This window comes from Curtobacterium sp. VKM Ac-1393, from assembly GCF_015350995.1.
Lineage (GTDB): Bacteria > Actinomycetota > Actinomycetes > Actinomycetales > Microbacteriaceae > Curtobacterium.
The window spans coordinates 248,053-266,159 of record NZ_JADKRW010000006.1 but is presented as its reverse complement, the minus strand read 5'-3'; the positions used below and the strand labels follow the sequence as shown (position 1 = coordinate 266,159).

At 70.1% G+C, this 18,107-nt stretch carries 19 protein-coding genes and 4 tRNA genes; 17 read left to right on the top strand and 6 right to left on the bottom strand.

Going from position 1 to position 18,107, the window contains the following annotated elements; all coding sequences use genetic code 11:
- Window positions 1-15 precede the first annotated feature (15 nt).
- From ITJ59_RS14825 to ITJ59_RS14815, 3 genes are all read left to right on the top strand, one after another.
- Window positions 16-1,092 (top strand): polyprenyl synthetase family protein, encoded by a 1,077-nt coding sequence (locus ITJ59_RS14825; RefSeq protein ID WP_194652062.1) that lies wholly within the window; start codon window positions 16-18, stop codon window positions 1,090-1,092.
- Window positions 1,093-1,187: 95 nt separating this feature from the next.
- A complete protein-coding gene (locus tag ITJ59_RS14820) occupies window positions 1,188-2,561 on the top strand; it encodes an FAD-dependent oxidoreductase (protein ID WP_194652061.1) in 1,374 nt (457 codons plus the stop codon).
- A gap of 5 nt (window positions 2,562-2,566) precedes the next feature.
- The gene (locus tag ITJ59_RS14815) at window positions 2,567-3,682 is read left to right on the top strand and encodes a heparan-alpha-glucosaminide N-acetyltransferase domain-containing protein (protein WP_194652060.1); all 1,116 of its coding nucleotides are present in this window, start codon (window positions 2,567-2,569) and stop codon (window positions 3,680-3,682) included.
- A gap of 100 nt (window positions 3,683-3,782) precedes the next feature.
- Here ITJ59_RS14815 and cls read toward each other — a convergent pair whose 3' ends face one another.
- Both cls and ITJ59_RS14805 read right to left on the bottom strand, forming a co-directional pair.
- Window positions 3,783-5,243: a cardiolipin synthase gene (gene cls / locus ITJ59_RS14810; protein ID WP_194652059.1), complete on the bottom strand. Its 1,461-nt coding sequence runs from the start codon at window positions 5,241-5,243 to the stop codon at window positions 3,783-3,785.
- Window positions 5,244-5,248: 5 nt separating this feature from the next.
- Entirely contained in the window at window positions 5,249-5,737 is a 489-nt protein-coding gene (locus ITJ59_RS14805; RefSeq protein ID WP_194652058.1) for a YajQ family cyclic di-GMP-binding protein, read from the bottom strand.
- 137 nt (window positions 5,738-5,874) lie between these two features.
- On the opposite strand from ITJ59_RS14805, the gene ITJ59_RS14800 reads away from it, so the two are divergent.
- The 5 genes from ITJ59_RS14800 (at window position 5,875) to ITJ59_RS14780 (ending at window position 8,483) form a co-directional block, all read left to right on the top strand.
- Window positions 5,875-5,959 (top strand) — tRNA-Tyr (locus tag ITJ59_RS14800).
- A gap of 57 nt (window positions 5,960-6,016) precedes the next feature.
- Window positions 6,017-6,838, top strand: a complete 822-nt coding sequence (locus ITJ59_RS14795) for an inositol monophosphatase family protein (RefSeq protein ID WP_194652057.1) — start codon at window positions 6,017-6,019, stop codon at window positions 6,836-6,838.
- A 147-nt stretch (window positions 6,839-6,985) separates the two neighbouring features.
- A complete protein-coding gene (locus tag ITJ59_RS14790; protein WP_194652056.1) occupies window positions 6,986-8,212 on the top strand; it encodes a peptidoglycan DD-metalloendopeptidase family protein in 1,227 nt (408 codons plus the stop codon).
- Between the two features lie 93 nt (window positions 8,213-8,305).
- Window positions 8,306-8,377 (top strand) — tRNA-Thr (locus ITJ59_RS14785).
- A 32-nt stretch (window positions 8,378-8,409) separates the two neighbouring features.
- Window positions 8,410-8,483 (top strand) — tRNA-Met (locus ITJ59_RS14780).
- Window positions 8,484-8,732: 249 nt separating this feature from the next.
- Here ITJ59_RS14780 and ITJ59_RS14775 read toward each other — a convergent pair.
- Entirely contained in the window at window positions 8,733-9,131 is a 399-nt protein-coding gene (locus tag ITJ59_RS14775; RefSeq protein WP_194652055.1) for a hypothetical protein, read from the bottom strand.
- A 129-nt stretch (window positions 9,132-9,260) separates the two neighbouring features.
- Between ITJ59_RS14775 and ITJ59_RS14770 the strand changes: the two genes are divergently transcribed.
- From ITJ59_RS14770 to ITJ59_RS14760, 3 genes are read left to right on the top strand one after another with little or no spacing between them, the layout of a single operon-like run.
- Window positions 9,261-9,710, top strand: coding sequence for an FAS1-like dehydratase domain-containing protein (locus tag ITJ59_RS14770; RefSeq protein ID WP_194652054.1), 450 nt, complete (start codon window positions 9,261-9,263; stop codon window positions 9,708-9,710).
- Window positions 9,707-10,132 carry a MaoC/PaaZ C-terminal domain-containing protein gene (locus tag ITJ59_RS14765; RefSeq protein WP_194652053.1) on the top strand — a complete coding sequence of 142 codons (426 nt, stop codon included), beginning with the start codon at window positions 9,707-9,709 and terminating at the stop codon, window positions 10,130-10,132. The genes ITJ59_RS14770 and ITJ59_RS14765 overlap by 4 nt, the downstream gene beginning before the upstream one ends.
- Entirely contained in the window at window positions 10,129-11,160 is a 1,032-nt protein-coding gene (locus ITJ59_RS14760; protein WP_194652183.1) for a UDP-N-acetylmuramate dehydrogenase, read from the top strand. The genes ITJ59_RS14765 and ITJ59_RS14760 overlap by 4 nt, the downstream gene beginning before the upstream one ends.
- Window positions 11,161-11,169: 9 nt before the next feature.
- Here ITJ59_RS14760 and ITJ59_RS14755 read toward each other — a convergent pair whose 3' ends face one another.
- Entirely contained in the window at window positions 11,170-12,351 is a 1,182-nt protein-coding gene (locus tag ITJ59_RS14755) for a pyridoxal phosphate-dependent aminotransferase (protein ID WP_194652182.1), read from the bottom strand.
- A 180-nt stretch (window positions 12,352-12,531) separates the two neighbouring features.
- Here ITJ59_RS14755 and ITJ59_RS14750 point away from each other — a divergent pair.
- From ITJ59_RS14750 to ITJ59_RS14725, 6 genes are all read left to right on the top strand, one after another.
- Window positions 12,532-12,604: transfer RNA gene (locus tag ITJ59_RS14750), tRNA-Trp, on the top strand.
- 35 nt (window positions 12,605-12,639) lie between these two features.
- The gene (gene secE, locus ITJ59_RS14745) at window positions 12,640-12,903 is read left to right on the top strand and encodes a preprotein translocase subunit SecE (RefSeq protein ID WP_416354875.1); all 264 of its coding nucleotides are present in this window, start codon (window positions 12,640-12,642) and stop codon (window positions 12,901-12,903) included.
- A 119-nt stretch (window positions 12,904-13,022) separates the two neighbouring features.
- Window positions 13,023-14,033: a transcription termination/antitermination protein NusG gene (gene nusG / locus ITJ59_RS14740; RefSeq protein ID WP_194652051.1), complete on the top strand. Its 1,011-nt coding sequence runs from the start codon at window positions 13,023-13,025 to the stop codon at window positions 14,031-14,033.
- 158 nt (window positions 14,034-14,191) lie between these two features.
- A complete protein-coding gene (gene rplK, locus ITJ59_RS14735) occupies window positions 14,192-14,623 on the top strand; it encodes a 50S ribosomal protein L11 (protein ID WP_022906459.1) in 432 nt (143 codons plus the stop codon).
- A 90-nt stretch (window positions 14,624-14,713) separates the two neighbouring features.
- Window positions 14,714-15,403 carry a 50S ribosomal protein L1 gene (gene rplA, locus ITJ59_RS14730; protein WP_123292110.1) on the top strand — a complete coding sequence of 230 codons (690 nt, stop codon included), beginning with the start codon at window positions 14,714-14,716 and terminating at the stop codon, window positions 15,401-15,403.
- A 100-nt stretch (window positions 15,404-15,503) separates the two neighbouring features.
- Complete coding sequence (locus ITJ59_RS14725) at window positions 15,504-16,112, top strand: Pr6Pr family membrane protein (protein WP_194652050.1); 609 nt, start codon at window positions 15,504-15,506, stop codon at window positions 16,110-16,112.
- Here ITJ59_RS14725 and ITJ59_RS14720 read toward each other — a convergent pair.
- Entirely contained in the window at window positions 16,109-16,792 is a 684-nt protein-coding gene (locus ITJ59_RS14720) for a YqaJ viral recombinase family protein (RefSeq protein WP_194652049.1), read from the bottom strand. The two genes, ITJ59_RS14725 and ITJ59_RS14720, sit on opposite strands and share 4 nt — an antisense overlap.
- Before the next feature lie 62 nt (window positions 16,793-16,854).
- Complete coding sequence (locus ITJ59_RS14715; protein ID WP_194652048.1) at window positions 16,855-18,066, bottom strand: ROK family transcriptional regulator; 1,212 nt, start codon at window positions 18,064-18,066, stop codon at window positions 16,855-16,857.
- Window positions 18,067-18,107 lie beyond the last annotated feature (41 nt).

Sequence of the window (18,107 nt, the reverse complement as noted above, 5' to 3'; positions counted from 1 at the left end):
AAGACGGAGCAGCACTTGAATCCGAGCGTCCCGGTCGCACGTCGTGCGCCGAGCCTCCGCGCGTCGTTGGGCATCGGCGAGCGGTTGTTCGCCACGCCCGCCGACCGCCGCTTCATCTCCGCGGTCGACGACGGCCTCGAGCTCGTCGAGCAGGGGCTCGAGGACGCCATGCGGTCCACGGACACCCTGGCCGACACCACGAGCCGCTACCTGCTCTCCGCCGGTGGCAAGCGGATCCGCCCGACCCTGACCCTGCTCATCGCGCAGCTCGGCGACGGCGTGACCGATGCCGTGGTGAAGGCAGCGGTCAGCATCGAGACGACCCACCTGGCGTCGCTGTACCACGACGACGTCATGGACGAAGCCCCCGTCCGCCGGGGTGTCCCCGCCGCGCAGATCACGTACGGCAACAACGTGGCGATCCTGACCGGTGACCTGCTCTTCGCCCGCGCCAGCCTGATCACGGCCGACCTCGGCACCGAGGGCATCCGGATGCAGGCCGAGACCTTCCAGCGCCTCTGCATGGGGCAGCTGCACGAGACCACCGGCCCGCAGCCCGAGGACGACCCGGTCGAGCACTACATCCAGGTGCTCAGCGACAAGACCGGCTCGCTCATCGCGACCGCCGCCCGCGCCGGCGTGATGTTCTCCGGTGCCGACCGCGCCTACCTCGACGCCGTTGGCACCTTCGGCGAGAAGGTCGGCGTGGCCTTCCAGCTCGTCGACGACGTCATCGACCTCGCACCGGCCACCGACAAGACCGGCAAGATCGCCGGAAACGACCTCCGTGCGGGCGTCGACACGCTGCCGATGCTGCACCTGCGTCGGCACGCGGCGACGGACGCTGCGGCGCAGGACCTCGTCCAGCGCATCGAGCGTGACGTGAACGGCGCTCCGGACGAGTCGGTCGGTTCGGCGCCGTACCAGTCGGCCGTCGCTGCGTTGCGCGAGCACGAGGCGACCGCGTCGACGCGGGCGGTCGCCGTCCGCTGGGCCCGCGACGCCGTCGCCGCCCTCGCACCGCTGCCCGACGGCACGGTGAAGCGGGCGCTCACCCGCTTCGCGGACTCCGTCGTCGACCGCAGCCGCTGAACACCTGCCGCCGGACACCGTCCGCGACGGCCCCGAGGTCACCGCGCGGGACGCACCTCCGGGAGCACCCCATCCGAACGAACTGGAGACGATCAGTGCCCACCCTCCGAATCGCCATCGTCGGCGCCGGACCCGCCGGCATCTACGCCGCGGACATCCTGCTGCGCGAGGCCCACGGACACGACGTGTCGATCGACCTGTTCGAACAACTCCCCGCGCCCTACGGTCTCGTGCGCTACGGCGTCGCGCCCGACCACCCGCGCATCAAGGGGATCGTCAACGCCCTGCGCGACGTGCTCGACCGCGGGGTCGTCCGCCTGTTCGGCAACGTCCGCTTCGGCGAGGACATCACGCTCGAGGACCTGAAGAAGCACTACAACGCGGTCGTCTTCTCGACGGGTGCAATCAAGGACGCCGACCTGGACATCCCGGGCGTCGACCTGCAGGGCTCCTACGGTGCCGCGGAGTTCGTCAGCTGGTTCGACGGACACCCCGACGTGCCGCGCACCTGGCCGCTGACCGCTGAGAGCGTCGCGGTGATCGGTTTCGGCAACGTCGCGCTCGACGTCTCCCGCATCCTGGCGAAGCACGCCGACGACCTGCTGCCGACCGAGATCCCGGCGAACGTGTACGAGGGCCTCAAGGCGTCGCCCGTCACGGACGTCCACGTCTTCGGGCGCCGTGGTCCGGCGCAGGTGAAGTTCACCCCGCTCGAGCTCCGCGAGCTCGGCGAGGTCCGCGACGTCGACATGATCGTCCACGACGAGGACTTCGACCACGACGAAGCATCGAAGGCCGCGATCGCGACGAACAAGCAGGTCATGGTCATCAACCGGGTGCTCGAGCAGTGGCGGACGCGCGAGGTCGGCCAGGCGAGCCGCCGGCTGCACCTGCACTTCTACGCGAAGCCGATCGAGTTCGTCGGCGACGAGCAGGGCAACCTCACCGCCATCCGGTACGAGCGCACCCGTCCGAACGGCGAGGGCGGGGTCGAGGGCACCGGTGAGATCCGCGAGATCGCGATCCAGGCCGCCTACCGCGCCGTCGGGTACTTCGGTTCGCCGCTGCCCGGCCTGCCGTTCGACGAGCGTCACGGCGTCATCCCGAACCACGAGGGCCAGGTCCTCGACGACGACAACCAGCAGATCCCCGGCGTCTACGCCACCGGCTGGATCAAGCGCGGGCCGGTCGGCCTGATCGGGCACACCAAGTCCGACGCGATGGAGACCGTGCAGCACATCGTCAACGACCAGGCGAGCTGGTGGACGCCGGAGGACCCGTCCGAGGGCGCGATCCCGGCGCTCCTCCGCGAACGCGGTGTCGAGTACACCGACCTCGAGGGCTGGCACCACCTGGACACCCACGAGCTCGCACTCGGTGCGGCCGAGGGCCGTGAGCGCGTCAAGGTCGTGCCCCGCGACGAGATGATCGACGTGTCGCTCGGCCGCGTCGACGCGCCCACGAACTGAGCACGATGACCGACACGCGCCCCGTCCCGCCCCGTGCGGTGCGGGGCGCGTCGGTGTCCGGAGCGCGCCTGCAGGGCGTCGACGTGGCGCGGGCCGTCGCACTGCTCGGCATGATGGCCGCGCACATCGGTGGCATCGCGGAGCAGCTCGACTGGGCGGATCCGACGACGTGGTCCGCGGTCGCGAACGGGCGGCCGTCGGCGCTGTTCGCGGTGCTCGCGGGGGTCTCGATCGGTCTGACGAGCGGCCGGACGACCCCGCCAGGACCCCCGACGATCGGCCGGGTGCGGGCTCGCCTGGCGATCCGTGCGGCGGCCGTCGTCGCCATCGGCTTCGTGCTCATCGCGCTGGAGACGCCGGTCTACGTGATCCTGCCGACCTACGGTGCGCTGTTCGTCCTGGTCATCCCGGTGCTCCGCGTCCGTCCGGCGTGGCTGCTCACCATCGCGGGTGCCTGCGCCGTGCTGTCGCCGGTGGTCGCCGTCGCGACCGCACCGGCCTTCGCCGACGCGGGCATGGTCGGCGTGCAGCTCGGCCTGGTCTACCCCGTGGTCACCTTCCTGGCGTACGTCCTGGTCGGTCTCGCGGTCGCGCGACTGAGCCTGGAGGATCGTGGCCGGCAGGTCGCGCTCCTCGTGTCCGGCGCACTGGTCGCCGCCACGGCGTACGTCGTCGGCACGGTCCTCGCGCCGCTGCCGGCCGGGGCCGCGTTCGCGTTCCCGGGCGTCCCGTACGCCGCCGACGACAGCACCCCGGGCCAGGCCTTCGCCCAGCTCTTCCTGTCGCCGCGCGACCACTCCTCGACGACGGTCGACGTCGTCGGCACCGCGGGGGTGGCGGTGGCGGTCATCGCGCTGTGCACCCTGGTGTTCGACGGTCGCGGCCGGCTCGCCGAGCGGATCGCGTTCCCGCTCGCCGCGGTCGGGTCGATGCCGCTCACGGTCTACTCGGGCCACCTCGTGGTCATCGCGCTGCTGTCCGAGTACCCGGAGTCGGCGGCGGCGTGGGGCTGGTTCGCGCTCGTGTCGATCGTGTTCGCGATGACGTGGCGGCGGTTCCTCGGCCGTGGCCCGCTCGAGCGCGCGGTCGCCGGCCTGGCGTCCCTCGTCCCGATGCGCTGAGCGCCCCTGCCGGTGCCGGTGCCGGTGCCGGTGCCGCACGGTGCGTGGCGGAGGCGAGCCGCGCCTCCCGTCCGACAGCGCGACAGCGCGACAGCACGCGCTACTGCAGCGCTGCCGTGAGCCGCGCGACGTTGTCGAGCACCTTGGACCGCCGCGGACGCTCGTCCCACTCGTCGAGCGTCAGCTCGAAGCTGTGCTCCTTGTAGGCGTGCTGCACCTCGCGCAGGGCATCGACGAAGCGGTGCCCGCGGACCATCACGGAGACCTCGAGGTTCAGGCTGAACGACCGCATGTCCATGTTGCTCGACCCGATCACCGACACCTCGTCGTCGATCGTGAAGTGCTTCGCGTGCAGGATCGTCGGTGCCCGGTACAGCCAGATCTTCACGCCGGCACGGAGCAGCCCCTCGTAGTAGGAGCGCTGCGCGTGCCACGTCATCGCGTGGTCGCCCATCTCGCCGACGAAGAGCTCCACCTCGACGCCCCGCTGTGCCGTCGTGGTGATCGCGTAGAGCATGGAGTCGTCCGGCACGAAGTACGGCGAGGTGATCGACACCTTCTTCTGTGCCGAGTACAGCAGGGCGTTGAACAGGCGCAGGTTGTTCTCGCCGTCGAACCCGGGCCCGGACGGCACCACCTGGCAGTCGAGCGCGTCCCCACGGTCAGCGCGCTGGACGGGATCGCTCTCGCGGAGCAGCAGCTCGTCGGTCTCGCTGTACCAGTCGGTGACGAACAGGGCGTTGAGGCCGGCGACGACCGGTCCCTCGAACCGGGCGAACAGGTCCTTGTAGACCATGCCCTTCTCGATGTGCGACTTCATGTCGTACGACGCGTCGATGAGGTTCTGCGACCCGGTGAACGCCACCGATCCGTCGAGCACCATGATCTTCCGGTGGTTCCGCAGGTCGGGGCGTTGGAACTTCCCCTGCAGTGGCAGCAACGGGAGCATGAGGTGCCACTCGATGCCGGCGCGGTCCATGAACGCCAGGGTGTCCTTGTACCCGGGGTAGCCGCGGCTGGCCCAGTGGTCGAGCAGGAACCGCACGGTCACACCGCGGGCCTGTGCGCGGGCGAGCGCGTCGAAGAACGGCCGGGTCGTGTCGTCGAGCGTCGCGATGTAGAACTCGACGTGCACGAACCGGCGCGACTGGTCGATCGCCCGGGTCATCTCCGCGATCGACTCCTCGGAGTCGGGGTAGAGCTCCGCCGAGTTGCCGCCGACCAGGGGCATCGCGCCGAGCTCGCGGTTCAGTGTCGTGATGCTCTCGAGCCACAGCGGCCACGGGTGGTCACGGCGCACGCGTTCGATGCCCTCGGTCTGCTCGAGGATGTACGCGTTGATCTCGGTCTGCTTCTCACGCCGGGCACGTGGCAGCTTCGTCGACCCGATGACCAGGAAGACGATGAAGCCGATGTACGGGATGAGGAAGATCGCGAGCAACCAGGCGGTCGCGGTCTGCGGCTTCCGGTTGATCGGGACGTAGATGATCGAGAAGGCGCGGATCGCCAGGTCCAGCAGGACGGCGAGGACCGTGACTGCGACGGTGAGCCAGTGCTCCACGGACGTCAGCGGAAGTTGATGTACTGCAACGGCACGTCGAACTCTTCACCCTTGAGCAGCTGGATCGTGTTCTGCAGGTCGTCGCGGCTCTTCGAGGAGACCCGCAGCTCGTCGCCCTGGATCTGGCTCTTGACGCTCTTCGCCGCGTTGGCGCGCAGGAAGGCACCGATCTTCTTCGCGACGTCCTGCTCGATGCCGTTCTTGAACTTGACCTCGATGCGGTACTCCTTGCCCGAGGGGTAGGGGTCGCCGGCGTCGAGGCTCTTCAGGCTGATGTTGCGCTTGATCGCCTTGCTCTGCAGGACGTCGAGGACGGCCTTGGCACGCTCTTCGGAGTTCGCCTTGATGAGGACGTCCTCGCCGCTGAACGCGATCGATGCGTCCGCGCCCTTGAAGTCGTACCGCTGCTCGATCTCCTTGGCGGCCTGGTTGAGGGCGTTCTCCGCCTCCATCTTGTCGACCTTGCTGACCACGTCGAAGGAACTGTCTGCCATGCCGGACAGCCTAACGGCGGACAGGAGGCCCGGTTCCAGGCGCGTGGATCGGCTCACGGTGGTCACGACCACCGTTCCGGATCCGCTATGCTTTTGTGCGCGCCTTCGGTTGGTGATCACACCGGCTGGGTGCGCATGGCAAGTTACCCAAGCGGCCAAAGGGATCTGACTGTAAATCAGCCGGCGTAGCCTTCGGGGGTTCGAATCCCTCACTTGCCACCATCGGAAAGCCCCGTCCAACCCGGACGGGGCTTTCGTCGTCCCTGGCAGGATCGGTGCATGGCATCCGACCGCACACCGTCCCAGTTCGCCGACCTCGCCGAGTCGATCGCGCGTGAAGCGGCCACGCTCGCCGCGCGACGCCGTAGCGAAGGGGTCGAGGTCGCCGACCGGAAGTCGAGCATCGTCGACGTCGTGACCGCGGCGGACCGCGAGGTCGAGGCGCTGATCCGCAGCCGGATCGCCGAGGCCCGACCGGACGACGCGTTCCACGGCGAGGAGTCCGGGTCCGCCTCGGGCGGCTCGGGCATCACGTGGGTGGTGGACCCGATCGACGGCACCGTCAACTACCTGTACGGCAGCGCCGAGTACGGCGTGAGCATCGGCGTCGTCCGTGGCACCGACGACCCGACGACGTGGGAGCAGGTCGCCGGGGTCGTCGTCGCCCCCGCGACCGGTGTCGTGTTCCGTGCGGCTGCCGGGCAGGGTGCCACCCGTGACGGCGTCCCCCTGACCGTGAGCGATCCGGCCTCGCTCGCCGAGACCCTCGTGGCCACCGGCTTCGGGTACACCGCGGACCGGCGCCGCGAGCAGGTGTCCGTGCTCGCCGGACTCATCGGCGAGGTCCGTGACATCCGCCGCGGGGGAGCGGCGTCGCTCGACTGTTGTGCGGTCGGGGCCGGTGTCGTCGACGCCTACTACGAGCGGGGGATCAACCCGTGGGACATGGCCGGCGGCTCCGTCGTCGCCCACGAGGCCGGGGCCTCCATCCGCATCTGGGAGGCCGGCGGGACCCGTTCCTTCCTGTTCGCGAGCCCCGCGGTGGCCGACGAACTCGAGGCCCTGGTCCGTGGTCTCGAGGCCGAGGTGCTCGACGTCTGAGCCCGTCGCCCCCTCTGTCTGGGGGTCCCTGGAGGACGTGACCACGACTGGCGACGTGCGACGACCTTTGCTACCGTGCTCAGGTCCCGTTATCTGCTCGTTACCAACGAGCGGGCCCCTTCTCCGATCAGGATCGCCACCGCACGCATGCCCCACTCCCCACTGACGTCCGTCCCCACCGGTTCCGTCGACGCCGCCACCCCGGTCGTCCACCTGACCCGACGAGCACGGATCGAGGCGGAGCGAGCGGCTGTGCAGGGTGCTCCGGTGACGCAGCACCGCACGCAGGACGTCGCTCCCGCCGGCACCGCACGGCCGTCGTTCGACGAGGTCGTCGGGCTGACCACGCCGTCGTCCGCCGCTGCTCCCGTGTCCCCGATCGACCTCGCGCCGGCGTCGCCCGCGCTGCCCGAGTCGGCGGTCCGTCCGGCGTCGCGCATCACGACGCCGCCGGCTCCCACGTCGCCGGACGTCCGGGCGACCGCACCGCGGACCGTCGCCGCATCGCCAACCGTTCCCGTCGCCGCACCGTCGGCGTCGGCCCAGGCCCGTCGCGTCCTCGGTCAGGTGCCGGCGTCCCGTCGTCGCACGGGTCAGGCCGCGGCAGCCGTGCAGGTCGACCGGGCCAGCCGCCACATCGCCGCCGCGTCGAAGCCGATCCCCACCACCCCGAAGCAGGGTGCATCGTTCCGCCGTGCCGCCTCGCGCGTGACGGCGGTGGGTGCGCTGCTCTTCGTCGCCGGGCTCGTCGTCTCGACGTCGCTGCCGGCGAAGGCGCTCTACGTGCCGGAGACCGGTTCCACGGCGGCCCGGCCCACGGCGAGTGGTGCGACCCAGTCGATGAGCGTCGCCGCCGCAGCCGACGGGTCGACCACCCGCGACCAGTACACGGTGTCCGACGCCACGCAGTACGCGAACGTCGACGCCTCGAGCTTCACCAACGACCCGACCGGCACCATCCAGTGGCCGTTCCTGACCGGTGTCCCGATCACCTCGGGCTTCGGCGGGCGCCAGGTCGCGGGGTGCTCGTTCTGCTCGACGAACCACATGGGCGTCGACTTCGCCCCCGGTGAGGGCACGCCGATCCGCGTGATCGCCGCCGGCACCGTCATCAAGGTGCAGGCGAACGACGGCGGCTTCGGCAACGACGTGTGGGTCGAGCACGACGTCGACGGCAAGCAGTTCGTCAGCGTCTACGGCCACATGGAGGACAACTCCTTCAAGGTGGTCACCGGGCAGCAGATCGAGGTCGGCGACGAGCTCGGTCTCGTGGGCAGCACGGGCAACTCCACGGGCCCGCACCTGCACCTCGAAGTGCACGTCGACGGCGTCCCGGTGGACCCGCTGGCGTGGCTCGAGGCCAACGCGAACTAGCGGTCCGAGGCGCGGCACGCCCGGGCGTCTCGTCCGGTTCCGGAGCAGCGTCGGGGTTCTGCTATCCTCGTGTGGTGCCGTTCGCGGCACATCGCCCCGATAGCTCAGTGGTAGAGCACCTCCATGGTAAGGAGGGGGTCGTCAGTTCAATCCTGACTCGGGGCTCCGACCCGGTGCGCGTGTCGCTCCGGATCTCTGGCGGGGTAGCTCAGTTGGTTAGAGCACACGACTCATAATCGTGGGGTCGCGGGTTCAAGTCCCGCCCTCGCTACAGCAAGCCCGGCGATCTGTTCGCCGGGCTTTCGTCGTTCCCGGGGCTGTCGTGCTCGTCGTGCTCGCCCCGCTCGTTCTGCGGTCGCGAGACGCCGTCGTCTGGGCGAGACGCCTCGGCCATCGCGAGACGCCTCCGAATTCGACGGCGTCTCGCGGACTCGGGGGCGTGCTGCGGACACGACGGCGTCTCGGACGGGAGGCGCGTGGCGGCCGCGCCCCGGGCCTCCCGTCCGTCCCGTGACCGGGTCTACAGCGCGGGGTGCGCCCCGACGTCCGTCCGGGCCTGGAGGACCCCGGCTGCACGCAGGGCGCGCTCCAGCGCCGAGTTCACGTCGTGCCACGCCGCTCGTCGTCGGGCTGCGCCGATGCTCCCGCCCGCGACCGCCGTGCCGTGCCCGGTGTGCCGCAGCGTGATCGTGGTGGCGGTCCCCGTGACGGTCGTCGACAGCTCGTACTGCCGGAACTCGTGCGCGGGGTGCACGAGCGCCCCGAGCAGGATCGTCAGCAGCAGGTTGCCGGTGGTCGCGGTGAGCGTCCCGCCGGTCGACTCGACGCGGTGTCCCGCCGTGCGGAGTGCCGCGCCGGCGACCTCCATCGCGGTGCAGCGGTCACCGGTGTGCACGGCGAAGTGCCTGGTGGTGTCCATGTGTCTCCCCATCCCCGGAGTCCGGAACCGATGCCGGACCGCCGGTTCCCCCGAACCGGCTCCGAGCAGCCTATCCGATGCATCCTCATGGACGACATGCCCCCGGACGGGCGTCGGTAGACTGCGGACGTGTCAGTGAACCCCGAGCTCGTCGGCAGGACGTTCCCGCCGGCCCAGCCCTACCTGGTCGGTCGCGAGAAGGTGCGCGAGTTCTCGCGTGCGGTGTTCGCGACCAACCCCGTCCACCACGAACCCGATGCCGCACGCGCGGCCGGGTACGCCGACGTCGTCGCCCCGCCGACGTTCGCCGTCGTCGTGCAGGAAGCGACCCTCGCCCAGCTCCTGGCCGAGCCGGACGCCGGCATCGACTTCTCCCGTGTCGTGCACGGCGAACAGTCCTTCACCTACGACCGGCCGATCGTCGCCGGCGACGAACTCACCGCCACCCTGACCGTGACGAGCGTGAAGACGCTCGGCGGCAACGCGATGGTCACGGCCCAGAGCACCATGAACGACGCCACGGGAGAGCACGTCGTCACGGCGACCTCCACCCTCGTGGTCCGAGGAGACGACGCATGACCGCCGCACCCGCCACCGCGCTCGAGGTCGGCACGGTCGTCGTCGAGCGCGAGGTGCACATCACCCGCGACTCGCTCGTCCGCTACGCCGGAGCCTCCGGTGACTTCAACCCGATCCACTACCGCGACGACGTCGCCGTGTCGGTCGGTCTGCCCGGGGTGCTCGCACACGGCATGCTCACGATGGGCCTCGCCGTCCAACCGGTGTCCGAGTGGCTCGGCGACAGCGGCTGGGTCGCGGGCTACGGCGTCCGCTTCACCCGCCTCGTGGTCGTCGACCCCGAGCAGGGCGCGACCGTCGGCATCGTCGCGAAGGTCGGCACCGTCGACGACGACGGCCGCCCGAAGCGCATCGACCTCACCGTGACCGCCGCCGGGCAGACCGTGCTCGGCAAGGCGCAGGTCACGGTGGCCTTCCGCTGACCGTGGTGCAGGCACTCGCCGACCTCACGACGCTGGGCGTCGGCGGTCCGGCTGCGCGGCTGCTCACGGCGACGACCACCGGCGAGCTCGTCGCGCACACGCGCACCGCGTGGGACGACCACGAGTGGCTCGTCCTCGGTGGCGGCAGCAACGTCCTGGTCGCCGACTCCGGCTTCGACGGCACCGTCGTGCTCGTGCGCACCACGGGCGTCGATGCCGAGCCGGACGCCGACGGCGTCACCGTCCGCGTCGCGGCCGGTGAACCCTGGGACGCGTTCGTCGCGACGACGGTCGCGAACGGCTGGACCGGCCTGGAGGCCCTCAGCGGCATCCCGGGCACGGTCGGTGCCGCCCCCGTGCAGAACATCGGCGCCTACGGGGTCGAGCTCTCCGACGTGCTGACCCGCGTCGACTTCCTCGATGCGGTCACGGGGGAGCGCACGTGGGTACCAGCGGCCGAGCTGGCGCTCGGCTACCGCACGTCGACCCTCAAGCACGGACGCCGCGGTGTCGTGCTGACGGTCGAGTTCCGGCTCGGCACAGCGGGGGAGCACGGCGTGCCGGTCCGGTACGCCCAGCTCGCCGGGTCGCTCGGGGTCGACCTCGGCGCACTCGTCGAGCCGACGACGGTCCGCGACGAGGTCCTGCGGCTCCGCGCGACCAAGGGCATGGTCCTCGACGCCGACGACCGGGACACCTGGAGTGCCGGGTCGTTCTTCACGAACCCGATCGTGTCCGCCGCCTTCGCCGAGACCCTGCCGTCCGAGGCGCCGCGGTGGCCCGCCGGTGACGACGTCAAGCTCAGTGCTGCCTGGCTCATCGAGCACGCCGGGGTGCACCGCGGGTACGGCGTCCCGGGGTCGCACGCGGCGATCTCCTCGAAGCACACCCTCGCGCTGACGAACCGGGGCGGGGCGACCGCTGCCCAGTTGGCCGAGCTCGCGCGGTACGTGCAGGTGACCGTCCTGAACCGCTTCGGGGTCTCGCTCGTGCCGGAGCCCGTGGTGGTCGGCGACCTGCTCGACTGAGCTCGGGGACTACGCGAAGAACGCCGCCAGGCGGGCGACACCCTCGGCGATGTCGTCGTCGCCGAGGGCGTACGACAGGCGCAGGTAGCCGGACGGACCGAAGGCCTCTCCGGGGACGACCGCGACCTCGGCGTGCTCGAGGATCAGGTCGGCCAGCTCGAGCGTGGTCGTCGGGGTCGAGCCCGCCCACTCGCGACCGAGCAGCGCCGTGACGTCGGGGTAGACGTAGAAGGCGCCCTGCGGTGTCGGCGTGACGAAGCCCGGGATCGCGTTGAGTCCCGCGACGATGGCCTGGCGCCGGCGGTCGAAGGCCTCGCGCATGGCGGCGACCGGTTCCTGCGGGCCGGTGAGCGCGGCGATCGCGGCGCGCTGGGACACGTTGGACACGTTGGACGACAGGTGCGACTGCAGGTTCGACGCTGCCTTGACCGCGTCGGCCGGTCCGATGAACCACCCGACGCGCCAGCCGGTCATCGCGTAGGTCTTCGCGACGCCGTTGACCAGGATGGTGGTGTCGGCGAGGGCCGGCACGGCGTCGAGGATGCCCGTGAAGCGCAGGCCGTCGTAGACCAGGTCCTGGTAGATCTCGTCGCTGATCACCCAGATGCCGTGTTCGAGCGCCCACTCGCCGATGGCCCTGGTCTGCTCGGCGGTGTACACGGCGCCGGTCGGGTTCGAGGGCGAGCAGAACAGCAGCGCCTTCGTCTTGGGGGTGCGTGCGGCCTCGAGCTGCTCGACGGTGACCAGGTACCCCTGGTTGCTGCCGGCGAAGACCTCGACGGGTTCGCCGCCGGCCAGGCGGATCGCCTCGGGGTAGGTGGTCCAGTACGGAGCGGGGAGCAGGACCTCGTCACCGTCGTCGACGATCGTCTGGAACGCCTGGTAGACGGCCTGCTTGCCGCCGTTGGTGACGATCACCCGCGACGGGTCGACGGTGATGCCGGACTCGCGGGCGGTCTTCTCGGCGATGGCCTGCTTCAGTTCGGGCAGGCCGGTCGCGGGCGTGTACCGGTGGTTCTTCGGGTCCTGCGCGGCTTCGACGGCGGTGACGACCACGTGGTCGGGCGTGGCGAAGTCGGGCTCGCCGGCGGCGAAGGAGATGACAGGCCGGCCGGCGGCCTTGAGCGCCTTGGCCTTCGCATCGACCTTGAGCGTCGCGGACTCGGCGATCGCCGCGATGCGGGACGCGATGCGCGGCCGATCGGTCGGCGCGGCGGCGGGGGTTGCGGTGGACTCGGGGCCGGGGGCTGCGGTGCTCACGGGTCCCAGCCTATCGGCGCGGCACGCCGTGCAGTGGGCCAAGTGGACACCGTGTGACGGACTCCCGTACACTCGACCACCGGAACACGATCGGTGACGGACGTGCTCTGAAGGGCGGTGGCTCAATTGGTAGAGCAGCGGTCTCCAAAACCGCAGGTTGCAGGTTCGAGTCCTGTCCGCCCTGCAACTCTGGAAGGGTAGAAGTTGGCGAGCAAAGACATGGAGACAACGGCGGACGACGTCGTTGCCAAGGCGAAGCAGGACCGGGCCGAGCGCCGTGGTCCGATCGCTGCCGTCGTGCTCTTCATCCGCCAGGTGATCGCCGAGCTGCGGAAGGTCGTCACGCCGACCCGCAAGGAGCTCTTCAGCTACACGGGCGTCGTGCTCGTCTTCGTCGTCGTCATGATGATCCTGGTGTCGATCCTCGACTTCGTGTTCGGTCTCGGCGTCGGGTACGTGTTCGGCAACGGGCCCACGGCCTGACCCGGACGTCGGCCGCCCTGTGCGGTGGCCCCTTGGAGTACGGTCGCCCGAGACGGTGCCGATCGTGACCAGGCCCGTCCGCCATCCCGACCCGCACCACCGAACGGAAAGAATCGACTGTGTCTGACTACTCCCGCGACGACATCGACCTCGCGACGGCTGCCGAGCAGTCCTCCGAAGTCGAGGAGAACCAGGAAGGCGACGTCGAGACCGGCGAGGAGCGCTCCGCCGAGTCCGCCGAGGAGCGTGCGATCTCCGTCGAGTCCGAGGACGACGAGTCGCTCGGCATCGACGAGGAGCTGACCGCCCTGCAGGAGTCCACGGACCCCGAAGCCGACGCCGTCGTCGAGGACGCGCTCGAGATCGACTCCGCTGACGAGGCCGAGGCCGCCGTCGAGGCGGTCGAGGACGAAGAAGAGATCGAACTCGAGTCCGAGACCGCTGCAGAGGCGAACGAGACCCTCGCGGCCGACGAAGCGATCGACGCCGAGGACGACGAAGAAGAGGCCGAGGTCGACCCGTACGAGGCCTTCAAGGTCGAGCTGCGGATGAAGCCGGGCAAGTGGTACGTCATCCACTCCTACGCGGGCTTCGAGCGCCGCGTGAAGTCGAACATCGAGAACCGCATGGTCTCGATGTCGATGGAGGAGTCGATCTACCAGGTCGAGGTCCCGATGGAGGACGTCGTCGAGATCAAGAACGGGCAGCGCAAGCTGGTCACCCGCGTCCGGATCCCCTCGTACGTGCTCGTCCGCATGGACCTCAACGAGGACTCGTGGTCGGTCGTCCGTCACACCCCCGGTGTCACCGGCTTCGTCGGCAACGCCCACAACCCGACGCCGCTGCGTTTCGACGAGGCGTTCGGCATGCTCAAGTCCCTCGTCCAGGTCGCCGAGGCAGCCCCGAGCAAGGATGGCTCGAAGTCCGGCGGTTCCCTGCGGGCGCAGCCCGCGGCCGAGGTCGACTTCGAGGTCGGCGAGACGATCACCATCAAGGAAGGCTCGTTCGCGGGCCTGCCGGGTTCGATCTCCGAGATCAAGCCGGAGAGCGGCAAGCTCACCGTCCTCGTATCGCTGTTCGAGCGTGAGACCCCGGTCGAGCTCAGCTTCGACCAGGTCACCAAGCTGTAGCGATCACCAAGCTGTAGCGATCACCGAGATCGACTACACTGAACGGGTTTGGGCCCGCACGCTTCGTGCGTGTGGGCCTTCACCGCGGTCCGGAACGGCCGGACCAGCGGGAGAGTGCACGGATCCCCGTGCGTTCGATTCCAGGAGGAAGACAAGTCATGGCACCGAAGAAGAAGGTCACGGGCCTGATCAAGCTGCAGATCAACGCGGGGGCCGCCAACCCGGCCCCGCCGATCGGTCCGGCACTCGGTCAGCACGGCGTCAACATCATGGAGTTCTGCAAGGCGTACAACGCGGCGACCGAGTCGCAGCGTGGCAACGTCGTGCCGGTCGAGATCACCGTCTACGAGGACCGTTCGTTCACGTTCGTCCTCAAGACCCCGCCGGCCGCTGAGCTCATCAAGAAGGCTGCTGGTGTGCAGAAGGGGTCCGCGACCCCGCACACGGTCAAGGTCGCGAAGATCTCGATGGACCAGGTCCGTCAGATCGCCGAGACCAAGCAGGCCGACCTGAACGCCAACGACATCGAGCAGGCCGCGAAGATCATCGCCGGCACCGCACGCTCGATGGGCATCACGGTCGAGGCCTAGGCACCGATCGGGCTCCGGCCCACACCCAGACACCTTTCCGTGGGAGAGCCGCGCCGGCTCGTCAACCACGTATCTCGCAAGGAGACCACCATGGCGAAGAAGTCCAAGGCCTACGAAGCCGCGGCCGCGAAGATCGAGGCCGACAAGTTCTACACCCCGACCGAGGCAGTCGCCCTGGCCAAGGAGACCGGCTCTGCGAAGACCGACTCCACGGTCGAGGTCGCGCTGAAGCTCGGCGTCGACCCCCGCAAGGCCGACCAGATGGTCCGCGGCACGGTCATCCTGCCGCACGGCACGGGCAAGACCGCTCGCGTCATCGTGTTCGCGACGGGTGCAGCGGCCGAGGCCGCCATCGCAGCCGGCGCCGACGAGGTCGGTGGCGACGAGCTCATCGCGAAGGTCGCCGAGGGCTACACGTCCTTCGACTCCGCCGTCGCGACGCCCGAGCTCATGGGCAAGGTCGGTCGTCTCGGCAAGGTGCTCGGCCCGCGTGGCCTCATGCCGAACCCGAAGACCGGCACCGTGACCCCGAACGTGGCGCAGGCCGTCAACGACATCAAGGGCGGCAAGATCGAGTTCCGCGTCGACAAGCACGCCAACGTGCACTTCGTCGTCGGCAAGGCCTCGTTCACGCCGGAGCAGCTCGACGAGAACATCTCGACCGCGCTCGAGGAGATCAACCGCCTCAAGCCGAGCTCCTCGAAGGGCCGCTACGTCATGAAGGGCGCCGTCTCGACGACCTTCGGCCCCGGCATCCCGCTGGACGTCAACAGCATCTGAGTCGCTTGACTCCGGGTCCCTGACCCGCAAGAGGGCCCGCACCGGCAACGGTGCGGGCCCTTTCCGCATGTCGGGGGCGACCTGCCGATAGCGTGGTGCCGTGCGCACCTTCGTGAACTCGGTCCGGCTCGTCGCCGTCATCGCCATCGTCGTCGCGGTCGTCGCGCAGTGGCTCGAGAGCTCCCGGACGCCCACGTACTCGTTCTGGAACTTCTTCGGCTACTTCACGATCCAGTCGAACCTGATCGTCGCCGTGGCCCTCGGGGTCACGCTGGTGGCCGCTGCCCGTCGCAAGCGTGCGGACCTCGCCGTCTCGGTGCTCCGTGGTGCCGCCACGGTGTACATCGCGACGACCGGCATCGTGTACAACACGCTGCTCACGGGCGTGAACGTGTCGGCCTCGGTGCCCTGGTCGAACGACATCGTGCACAAGATCATCCCGGTGTACGCGGTGCTCGACTGGCTGCTGTTCTCGGACCGGGCGCGGCTGCTGCTCCGGCACGTGTGGTGGTTCCTGCTCTACCCGGCGGTCTGGACCACCGTGGTGCTCGTCCGTGGCGCGACCGACGGATGGGTGCCCTACCCGTTCCTCGCCCCGGCGCAGGGCTACGGCGTCGTCGCGATCTACGTGGTGGGGATCGCGGTATCGATCACCCTGCTCGGCATCCTCGTGGTGGGGATGAGCCGCCTGCGACTGGTGAAGGTCTAGGAACGGAAGTCGCGCAGCTTGTCGAGCACCAGGTCGGCGAGCTGCACCAGCCCACGGATCTGGTCGTCGTCACGGTCGACCCAGCGGCACTCGGGCTCGTCGGCGACGGGGACGAAGCCGTCGTGGCGCTCCCAGACGAACAGGGTGCGATCGGCGCCGAGCACGTACTGCTGCCACCAGATCTGCCGCAGGTAGTGCCGGGGGATGCTCCGCCAGCCCTTCGCGGTGGTCTTGATCTCGGCGAGCACCACCCGCGAGCCCTGGACACCGACGCCGTCCGGGGTCGCGAGGTGCGCCCGGTTCGCGGCGGCGTGGAACAGGTGCGCCGAGGGCTGGATGCCGTGGGTGGCTGCGACCCAGGCGGCGATGTGGGGTTCGCGGTCCTTGCCGTGCTCGGTGAACGCGTTGCCGGAGAACCGTGAGCCGTAGCGCTTCTCGGTCACGACGGCCTCGACCGCGTGCAGCGAGGCGAGCCGCGCGACGTCGGTCGCGGTGATGCCGGCCGCGCGGGCGCGGAGCCAGGCGAAGCGGTCCGAGGAGTGCGCGACGATGCGCTCGGTGTGGCCGCGCAGGGCCGTGAACGCATCGCGCCCGGGGACCGCAACCGGCGTGGCGGAGGCAGACACTGCCTCCAGGCCGGGGTCCAGGTCGCCCCACAGGGTGGGCTGCACGATCGTCACCCGACGATTGTCCCCCCGACCACCGGCAACACCGAAACCGACGCGCTCACGCGTCGCGCACGTCAGGAGACCAGCTCGCGCCCCTCGGCGTAGGCGACCAGCTCGTCGACCCCGGCGGGGGAGAGCGCGTAGCCGATCGCCAGCGCCGCTGCGCCCTGCAGCGCTGCGAGCGATCCCGCACGCGACTGGGCGATGACGAGGTGCTCGGTGGCGAGCGGCATCGAGCGGGAGTAGACGACCTCGCGGACACCGGCCAGCAGGTGCTCCCCGGCTTGCGTGATCGATCCGCCGAGCACGATCACCGACGGGTTCATGAGGGAGACGCACGTGGCGAGGACCTCGCCGATGTCGCGCCCCGCCTGTCGCACGGCGTAGATCGCGTCGAGGTCGGAGCGGTTCACCAGGTCCAGGACGTCGGCGCCGGTGTGTGCGTCGTGTCCCTTCGCGCGCAGCGCACGGGCGATCGCCGGGCCCGACGCGACGGCCTCGAGGCATCCGGTGTTGCCGCAGTGGCAGGGGATGTCCCCGGCACGGGACACCCGCACGTGGCCGATGTCACCGGCCGTTCCCTGGGCCCCGCGCTGCAGCGCGCCGTCCGACACGATGCCGGATCCGATGCCGGTGGCGACCTTGACGAACAGCAGGTGGTCGACGTCCGGCCAGCCGTGCTCCCGCTCGCCGAGGGCTGCGATGTTCACGTCGTTGTCGAGCAGCACGTGCGCGGCGATGTGCTGGCGGAGCCACGACGGCACGTCGAAGCCGTCCCACCCGGGCATGATCGGCGGGTTGGCCGGCCGTCCGGTGGAGAACTCGACGGGGCCGGGCACACCGATGCCGATGGCGATGACGTCCTGTCGGGCGCGGCCGACCTCGTCGAGGAGTTCGTCGATGGTGGCGACCAGCCACGACAGGGTCTCGACCGGTCCGGCGGCGATGTCGATGCGTGCTTCGCGGGTCGCGAGCGGGGCGGCGACCAGGTCGGTGACGGCGACACGGCCGTGCGAAGCGCCGAGGTCGGCGGCGATCACGAGCCGGGCGCGCGGTTTCAGCGCCACCTGTGCCGGTGGCCGTCCGCCCGTGGAGACGGCGGTGTCCACGGGGCCGACCAGACCGACCTCGATGAGGGCGTCCAGGCGTACGCCGATGGTGGAGCGTGCGAGTCCTGTCAGTGCGGCGAGCTCCGCCCGGGTCCGCGGCACGCCGTCGCGGAGGATCTGGAAGAGCTCGCTCGTCCCGACCGGAGGCGACGCTGCCGTCCGAGTCAAGTCGACCATGTGGGGAGTGAAGCACACATCGAACGCGCCACGCAACGAAG

What these genes read in the sequence shown, in the direction of transcription:
- ITJ59_RS14795 (WP_194652057.1), top strand. Translation starts at nt 6,017, where the DNA reads ATGGCATCCGACCGCACACCGTCCCAGTTCGCCGACCTCGCCGAGTCG.
- ITJ59_RS14715 (WP_194652048.1), bottom strand. Translation starts at nt 18,066, where the DNA reads ATGGTCGACTTGACTCGGACGGCAGCGTCGCCTCCGGTCGGGACGAGC.
- ITJ59_RS14805 (WP_194652058.1), bottom strand. Translation starts at nt 5,737, where the DNA reads ATGGCAGACAGTTCCTTCGACGTGGTCAGCAAGGTCGACAAGATGGAG.
- rplA (WP_123292110.1), top strand. Translation starts at nt 14,714, where the DNA reads ATGGCGAAGAAGTCCAAGGCCTACGAAGCCGCGGCCGCGAAGATCGAG.
- ITJ59_RS14815 (WP_194652060.1), top strand. Translation starts at nt 2,567, where the DNA reads ATGACCGACACGCGCCCCGTCCCGCCCCGTGCGGTGCGGGGCGCGTCG.
- secE (WP_416354875.1), top strand. Translation starts at nt 12,640, where the DNA reads ATGGAGACAACGGCGGACGACGTCGTTGCCAAGGCGAAGCAGGACCGG.
- ITJ59_RS14765 (WP_194652053.1), top strand. Translation starts at nt 9,707, where the DNA reads ATGACCGCCGCACCCGCCACCGCGCTCGAGGTCGGCACGGTCGTCGTC.
- ITJ59_RS14775 (WP_194652055.1), bottom strand. Translation starts at nt 9,131, where the DNA reads ATGGACACCACCAGGCACTTCGCCGTGCACACCGGTGACCGCTGCACC.
- rplK (WP_022906459.1), top strand. Translation starts at nt 14,192, where the DNA reads ATGGCACCGAAGAAGAAGGTCACGGGCCTGATCAAGCTGCAGATCAAC.
- ITJ59_RS14790 (WP_194652056.1), top strand. Translation starts at nt 6,986, where the DNA reads ATGCCCCACTCCCCACTGACGTCCGTCCCCACCGGTTCCGTCGACGCC.